Origin of the sequence: uncultured Oscillibacter sp., assembly GCF_910587525.1 — a bacterium.
Classification (GTDB): domain Bacteria; phylum Bacillota; class Clostridia; order Oscillospirales; family Oscillospiraceae; genus Oscillibacter.
This window is the reverse complement of record NZ_CAJULS010000133.1, coordinates 1-6,327: the sequence shown is the minus strand read 5'-3', so window position 1 is coordinate 6,327 and position 6,327 is coordinate 1. Positions and strand designations below refer to the sequence as shown.

At 63.3% G+C, this 6,327-nt stretch carries 5 protein-coding genes; all 5 read left to right on the top strand.

The features are described 5' to 3' along the window. Positions 1–482 precede the first annotated feature (482 nt). The 5 genes from QZ326_RS10680 to QZ326_RS10660 all read left to right on the top strand — a co-directional run bounded on the left by QZ326_RS10680 (position 483) and on the right by QZ326_RS10660 (position 6,146). Positions 483–1,019, top strand: coding sequence for an NUDIX hydrolase (locus QZ326_RS10680; protein WP_295745007.1), 537 nt, complete (start codon positions 483–485; stop codon positions 1,017–1,019). A gap of 18 nt (positions 1,020–1,037) precedes the next feature. Continuing rightward, positions 1,038–1,754: a response regulator gene (locus QZ326_RS10675; RefSeq protein WP_295745006.1), complete on the top strand. Its 717-nt coding sequence runs from the start codon at positions 1,038–1,040 to the stop codon at positions 1,752–1,754. 354 nt (positions 1,755–2,108) lie between these two features. Continuing rightward, complete coding sequence (locus QZ326_RS10670) at positions 2,109–3,917, top strand: ATP-binding protein (RefSeq protein ID WP_295745004.1); 1,809 nt, start codon at positions 2,109–2,111, stop codon at positions 3,915–3,917. A gap of 107 nt (positions 3,918–4,024) precedes the next feature. Then, the gene (locus QZ326_RS10665; protein WP_295745001.1) at positions 4,025–5,305 is read left to right on the top strand and encodes a hypothetical protein; all 1,281 of its coding nucleotides are present in this window, start codon (positions 4,025–4,027) and stop codon (positions 5,303–5,305) included. A 34-nt stretch (positions 5,306–5,339) separates the two neighbouring features. Next, entirely contained in the window at positions 5,340–6,146 is an 807-nt protein-coding gene (locus QZ326_RS10660) for a hypothetical protein (RefSeq protein WP_295744999.1), read from the top strand. Positions 6,147–6,327: the final 181 nt, after the last annotated feature.

The window sequence follows — 6,327 nt, the reverse complement described above, 5'->3', positions numbered from 1 at the left end:
GAGATTCCGTATGGTGACTGGAGTTCAGACGTGTGCTCTTCCGATCTGAAACACCGGCACAAAAAGCAGCTTCAAGTGCTCCCAGGTGGATTCGTTGACTGCGGAAAAGACCCCCGCCGCAGGGTTTTCCCCGCTCCAGTCATAGACAAAATGGAGCAGCGTGCCCACCGCCCCCGTGAAGAGAAAGCCCGCCAGCTCCCAGAAAAACAGCCGTCTCTGCATAACCGCCTCCAAAATTGCGAAATTGGAAAAATGATTCGTAGTCCCATTTTCTCCTCCTTGTTCAGAATTATGCGCGGAAAGGCCGGCGCAGACCCGGCAGGGCCCTTCCCGCGGATACCCCTCCCCCGCCGGGCGTCTTGGGGAAAATATCCCGGCGGGGCGCAAGGAACTCTTTGCTTTTTTCCCGGAATGTGCTATACTGCCAAAGTATGGAGATATTCCAAAAATCAAAACGCGAGGTGTAGGCAATGCGGCAGCCCATGGATCTGACTGAAAAGCTCCTGCGCAGGGAAGATAAGTATAAGGGTATTCTGATGGACGTCCACGTGGACACGGTGGAACTGCCCAACGGAGGGACCTCCCTCCGGGAGGTGGCGGACCACACGGACGGCGTGGCCGTCCTGCCTTTGGACGAGCGGAACAACGTGCTGGTGGTGAGCCAGTACCGGTATGTCTTCGGCCGGACTACGCTGGAGATCCCGGCGGGCAAGCTGGACGAGGGCGAGGAGCCGGCGGCCGGCGCCCTGCGGGAGCTCAAAGAGGAGACCGGCGCGGTGCCGGATGTGTTTTTGCCGCTTGGCCGCCTGCTGCCCTCCCCCGGCTGCTTCGGGGAGACGCTGCACCTCTTCCTGGCCCGGGGCCTGCGGATGGAGGCCCAGCACCTGGACCCGGACGAGTTTTTGAACGTAGAGCGGGTGCCCTTTGACGAGATGGTGCACCGCTGCGTCAGCAGCGAGATCGAGGACGCCAAAACTGTGGCCGCTGTGCTGCGGGCCAAGGTGCTTTTGAACCTGTAAAATAACCCGGAGGCTTTTATGGACAGACAGAAAACCGTCCTTATTGTGGAGGACGAAAAAAACATTGTGGATATTCTCCGCTTCAACCTCCAGCGGGAGGGTTACCAGACCCTGGAGGCCTACGATGGAGAGGACGGGCTGAACAAAGCCCGCTCAGAGAAGCCGGACCTGATCCTGCTGGATGTGATGCTGCCCAGGATGAACGGCTTTGACGTCTGCCGCGCCCTGCGGCAGGCGGGGGACAATGTGCCCGTCATCATCCTCACCGCCCGGGAGGAGGAGACGGACAAGGTCCTGGGGCTGGAGATCGGCGCGGACGACTATATCACCAAGCCCTTCTCCATGCGGGAGCTCATCGCCCGGGTGGGGGCCAACATCCGCCGCACATCCATGACGGCCCCCGCTGCGGCCAACGCTGCAGCCAACGCCATGGCGGTGTCCGGCAGCCTCTCCATCAACACGGAGAGCCGCCAGGTCTTCCGGGACGGACAGGCCATTGACCTGACCCAGCGGGAGTACGAGCTCTTGACCTTCCTGGCCAGCCACCCCAATAAGGTCTACTCCCGGGTGGACCTGATGGAACAGGTGTGGAACTACGGCTACGTGGGCGACGATGTGCGCACTGTGGACGTGACGGTGCGCCGCCTGCGGGAGAAGATCGAGGTGAATCCCGCCAGTCCCGCCTATATCCTCACCCGCCGGGGCGTAGGTTATTATTTCTCCGTACAGGATTAAGAAGCAGTATTCACAGGCGTTGAACGCCGTCTGACCGGTTTTTTTGCGCTGTTCTTCGTTAAATTTTCTTGAAATACATCCGGTATTCCCGCGAAAATTTGCCTCAACCGGCGCAGAAATCCCCTCGCCCATCCAGCATTTCCCACCTGTGAATACAGCTTCCAGAGCAGTTCCCAGAAATAATAAGAAAAAGAAAGCGGGGGCGGGAATTGCAGGACAAGGCGGAGGACGCCCGCCAAGGACGGCAACGCGGTTATGCGATTCCCGGACCGCCGAACTTCTCTTAGTATTTTGGGAAACCGCTTCGAGCTCCCCGCCGGGGCGCTGTGACATACCCGCGAAAGGAGGCCCGCCATGTTCAGAAGCCTTCATATGAAACTCACGCTGATCCTGCTGCTGCTTATCACGTCGCTGATGGCGGTGGTGGGCGCTTTCCTCACGGTCAGCGTCTCCAGCTTTTTCATCAACTCCTTCTACCAGCAGATGAGCAATGTCTTCGGCGGGGAGAACAACAGCTTCGTCTTCGACCTTCGGGGCGCCGCAGCTGACCCGGAGGACCCTGCCGGCCGCGTGGCGGAGATCCTGGAGGCCAGAGCCGGTTCTCTGGGCGTGGACTACCGCACACGGAATTACTTCGTGCTGGACGGCGAGACCGGCGCCTATATCTCCAGCTCGGCCAACGAATCCGCCCTTCCCCGGGAGCAGAGCGCCAACCTGCTGGCCGCCCGAAACGCCGTTATCCGCGGAGACGAGACCGCGGTGGGAGACGAGAGCGACATCACCGCCGATTTCATGGACGTGGCCGTGCCGGTCATGGGGGGCGGAAACGCCTTCATCGTCTACATTCTGGACAGCAAGGACACGGTCTCCGGCCTGAACTCCCAGCTGTTCCTCCTCATCATGCAGGCCCTGGTCATCGGCCTTCTGATCTCCGTGCTGCTGAGCTTCCTGCTGTCCAAGACCATGGTAGGCCCCATTGAGAAGCTGACCGCCGGCGCGGAGCGGGTGGCCGCCGGGAACTTTGACGGCGAGCTGCTGGTGGAGTCCACTGACGAGATCGGCGTCCTCACCGGCACCTTCAATGAGATGGCGGACATCCTCCAGTCCACCCTGGCCGCCGTGGAGAACGAGCGCAACAAACTGGACACCCTCTTCCTCCACATGACCGACGGCGTGGTGGCCTTTGACCACAGGGGCTGTCTGATTCACTGCAACCCCGCGGCAAACGCCATGCTCCGGCAGCCGGTGGACGGGTCGTGCACCTATGACCGGCTGTTCGGCCCGGCCTACCCCTTCCAGGAGGTGCTGACCCTGCAAAAGCCGGACCACGCCGAGAGCGAGCTGCTGGTGGACGGCAGCACCCTGGAGCTGTATCTCGCCCCCTTCTCCGGCCAGGACAGCGGCGGCGTTCTGGTGGTTCTTCACGATGTGACGGAGCAGCACCGGAATGAAGAGCGGCGCAAGGAGTTCGTGGCCAACGTCTCCCATGAGCTGCGTACTCCCCTGACCAACGTCCGCAGCTACGCCGAGACGCTGCGGGAGGCCGGACACGACATCCCTCTGGACACCGCCAACAGCTTTTTGGACATCATCATCAACGAGACGGACCGCATGACCCACATCGTCCAGGACCTGCTGACCCTCAGCCGCCTGGACGCCGGGGACGCGGAGCTGGTCCTCTCCCGCTTCCCCTTTGAGGACGCCATCGAGAGCGTTGTCCGGGCCAACGCCCTCAACGCCAAACAGCGGGGCCACGAGCTGACCTATGTCCCGCCGGAGAGCCTGCCTCTCATCGTGGGAGACCGCAGCCGGCTGGAGCAGGTGATGATGAACATCATCGGCAACTCTGTCAAATACACGCCGGACGGCGGCCACATCCGCGTCACCGCAGGCTCCACCGAGGGAATGGTCTGGATGGAGGTCTGCGACGATGGCATCGGCATTCCGGAAAAGGACCGGGCCCACATCTTTGACCGCTTCTACCGGGTGGACAAAGCCCGGTCCCGGGAGTCCGGCGGCACGGGCCTGGGGCTTTCCATCGCCCTGGAAATTGTCCAGCGCCACCAGGGGCAGCTGGCCCTGGCGCCCCATCAGGGCCCCGGCACCACCGTGCGGCTGGAGCTGCCCGTGGGCGGACCGGACGCCAAGATCCTGTCCGACTGAGCGCCTGTATTTGCAGGCGGGGGATGCCGGATGGGCAGGAGATTTTGCCGTCCGGACAGCGTTCAATGCCTGTGAATACAGGGCACCAGACGAAAGGAGCGGGAGATATGGACGAGCGCAGGCGGAAACGCCGTGACTTTTTTCAGAATATCACCATTGTCCTTCTGACCCTCTCCGCGGTGTTTCTGATCGCCCAGACTCAGCTCTACACCTTGGGCGTGAATGCCGGCAGCGGCTACCTTCGGTACCTGGCGGGGGATTCCACCCAGACGCCGGACGCCTCTCAAACCGCTCTGACCAGCCTCTCCGCCCCGGTGCGGCTGGCGGTCACCGGCGTCTACAGCAGGCGGTACGGCAGTGTGACCCTCACCACCGCCGACGGGGCTTTTGAGCCTGCCGGCAGGCTCTTGCGGGAGGCGATGCGCTCCGTCCACTCGTTCTCCCCCTGTGAGACCCGGGAATTTTTGGAGGCCCTGGACGGCGTCTCCGTCTACTGCGACTTTCTGGAGCCCCTGCCCCTGCCGGTGCTGGCGGGGCTGGTGGGCGCCTCTCTGGACAGCGGCATGTCTGTCCGGCGTGTGGTAATATCTGCCCTGGAGAGTGGCAGCGCCGCACTGTACCTGTGGTGCGAGGGAGACGTCTGCCAACGGGGGACCTCCGCCGTCTCCGCGGAGGAGCTGGATCAGGTGGTCAGCGGCTACGAGTTCAACGGCGCCTACTTTGCTTTGGACAGCGAGGGCCCTGACACCTCCGGATTGGCCCCCTGCTCGCTCTTTCCCCTGGAGCCCCCATCGCTGCCGGTGCTCTCCTCTGCCGCCGCTCTCCCCAGCAGTGATGCGCTGTTGTCCGCCCTGAGCTTCTATCCCCGCACCAACTCCCGTTACACGGAGTCCGGCGGCGTGGAGGTCATCACAGACGGCGACCGCACCCTGCGCCTCAACCCGGACGGCTCCATCCGCTACCGCAGCGGCGGAGACCCGGCCCTCACCATCGCTGCCGCCGGGGAGAACCCCACCGTGACGGAGGCGGTGATGGGTGTCAGCACGCTGCTCAACACCCTGCTGGCCGGGCAGACCAGCGAGGCCTCGCTGTACCTGAAGAGCGTCCGGCAGCTGGAGAACGCCACCCTTCTCAGCTTTGGCTGGCAGTCCGGCGGCGTACCCATCCGTTTTGACCGGGACGGCAGCGCCGCGGAGGTCACATTGTCCGGCTCCGTGGTGTCCGGCCTCACCTTTCGCTTCCGGCAGTACGCGGACACCGGGGAGACGTCGCTGCTGCTGCCCCTGCGCCAGGCGCTGGCCATCGCCGCCCGCCAGGAGGGCGCGGAGCTCTCCATCGGCTATGTGGACAGCGGCGGCGCTGCCTCTGCCAAGTGGCTGGCGGACTGATACCGCCTGAATTTCACGTAAAGGAGCCGCGGGAATGGACCGGTACCGGCTGAAAAACGTCATTATTCTGATCCTGCTTCTGGTAAACGGCTATCTGCTGGGCTCCATGGCCTACCGGAGCACGGCGGCCCGGGCCGCCCATGACCGGTCCGTAGAACAGCTGGTAGAGCTCTTTGCCGCCGAGAGCATAGACCTGGACCCCAGTATCATTCCAAACGAAAAACCGCCGGCCGGCCGCGTCCTGAGCCGGGACACCTCCCTGGAGCGCTCCGCCGCCGTCTATCTGCTGGGCGGAAACCTCCGCCACTCCGAGCGGGGCGGCGTCTACTCATACAGCGGCGCCGGCGGCGCGGCGCTGTTTCGGGAAAACGGCGGCTTTGAGGCTGCCGGCACCCTGTCCTCCTCTGACGGAGGGGCCTTCTGCCAAGCGTTCTGCAAGAACTTCCGCTATGTGGTGTCCGACGTTCGGTTGGATGACACCGACAGCGGCACCCTCACCGCCCTCCGGGAGTACGCCGGGCTGCCGGTTGCCAACTGTGCCGTGACCTTCACGCTGGAGCAGAACGCGGTGCTGGCTGCCAGAGGCACGCTGCTGCCGGAGACCTCCGCGGAAGCCGCCGGAAACCCGGACCTCCTCTCCGCCCAGGCGGCCCTGACCGCCTTTCTGGCCATGCGCCGGGAGACCGGCGCCGTGGCCTCTTCCATCACGGAGATGTCACTGTGCTATGAGCTCCAGAGCTCCACCGCCGCCCCCATGGCCCTGACGCCGGCGTGGCACATTGTCACCGACACGGTGAGCTACTACGTAAACTGCGCCACCGGCGCCGTCAGTCAGTACTGACCGCCGGCCGTCTCCGGTCCGATCTGCCAATTCCGCAAAAATTTTCAAAAGAATGTGCCGGAATACTTGACAGCCGCCCGGTTTCGTGGTATTCTAACTCAGCTGACAATTTCCGGGAGGGCAAACGCAGGTGTAGCACAATGGTCAGGGCACCAGCCTTCCAAGCTGGGGATGCGAGTTC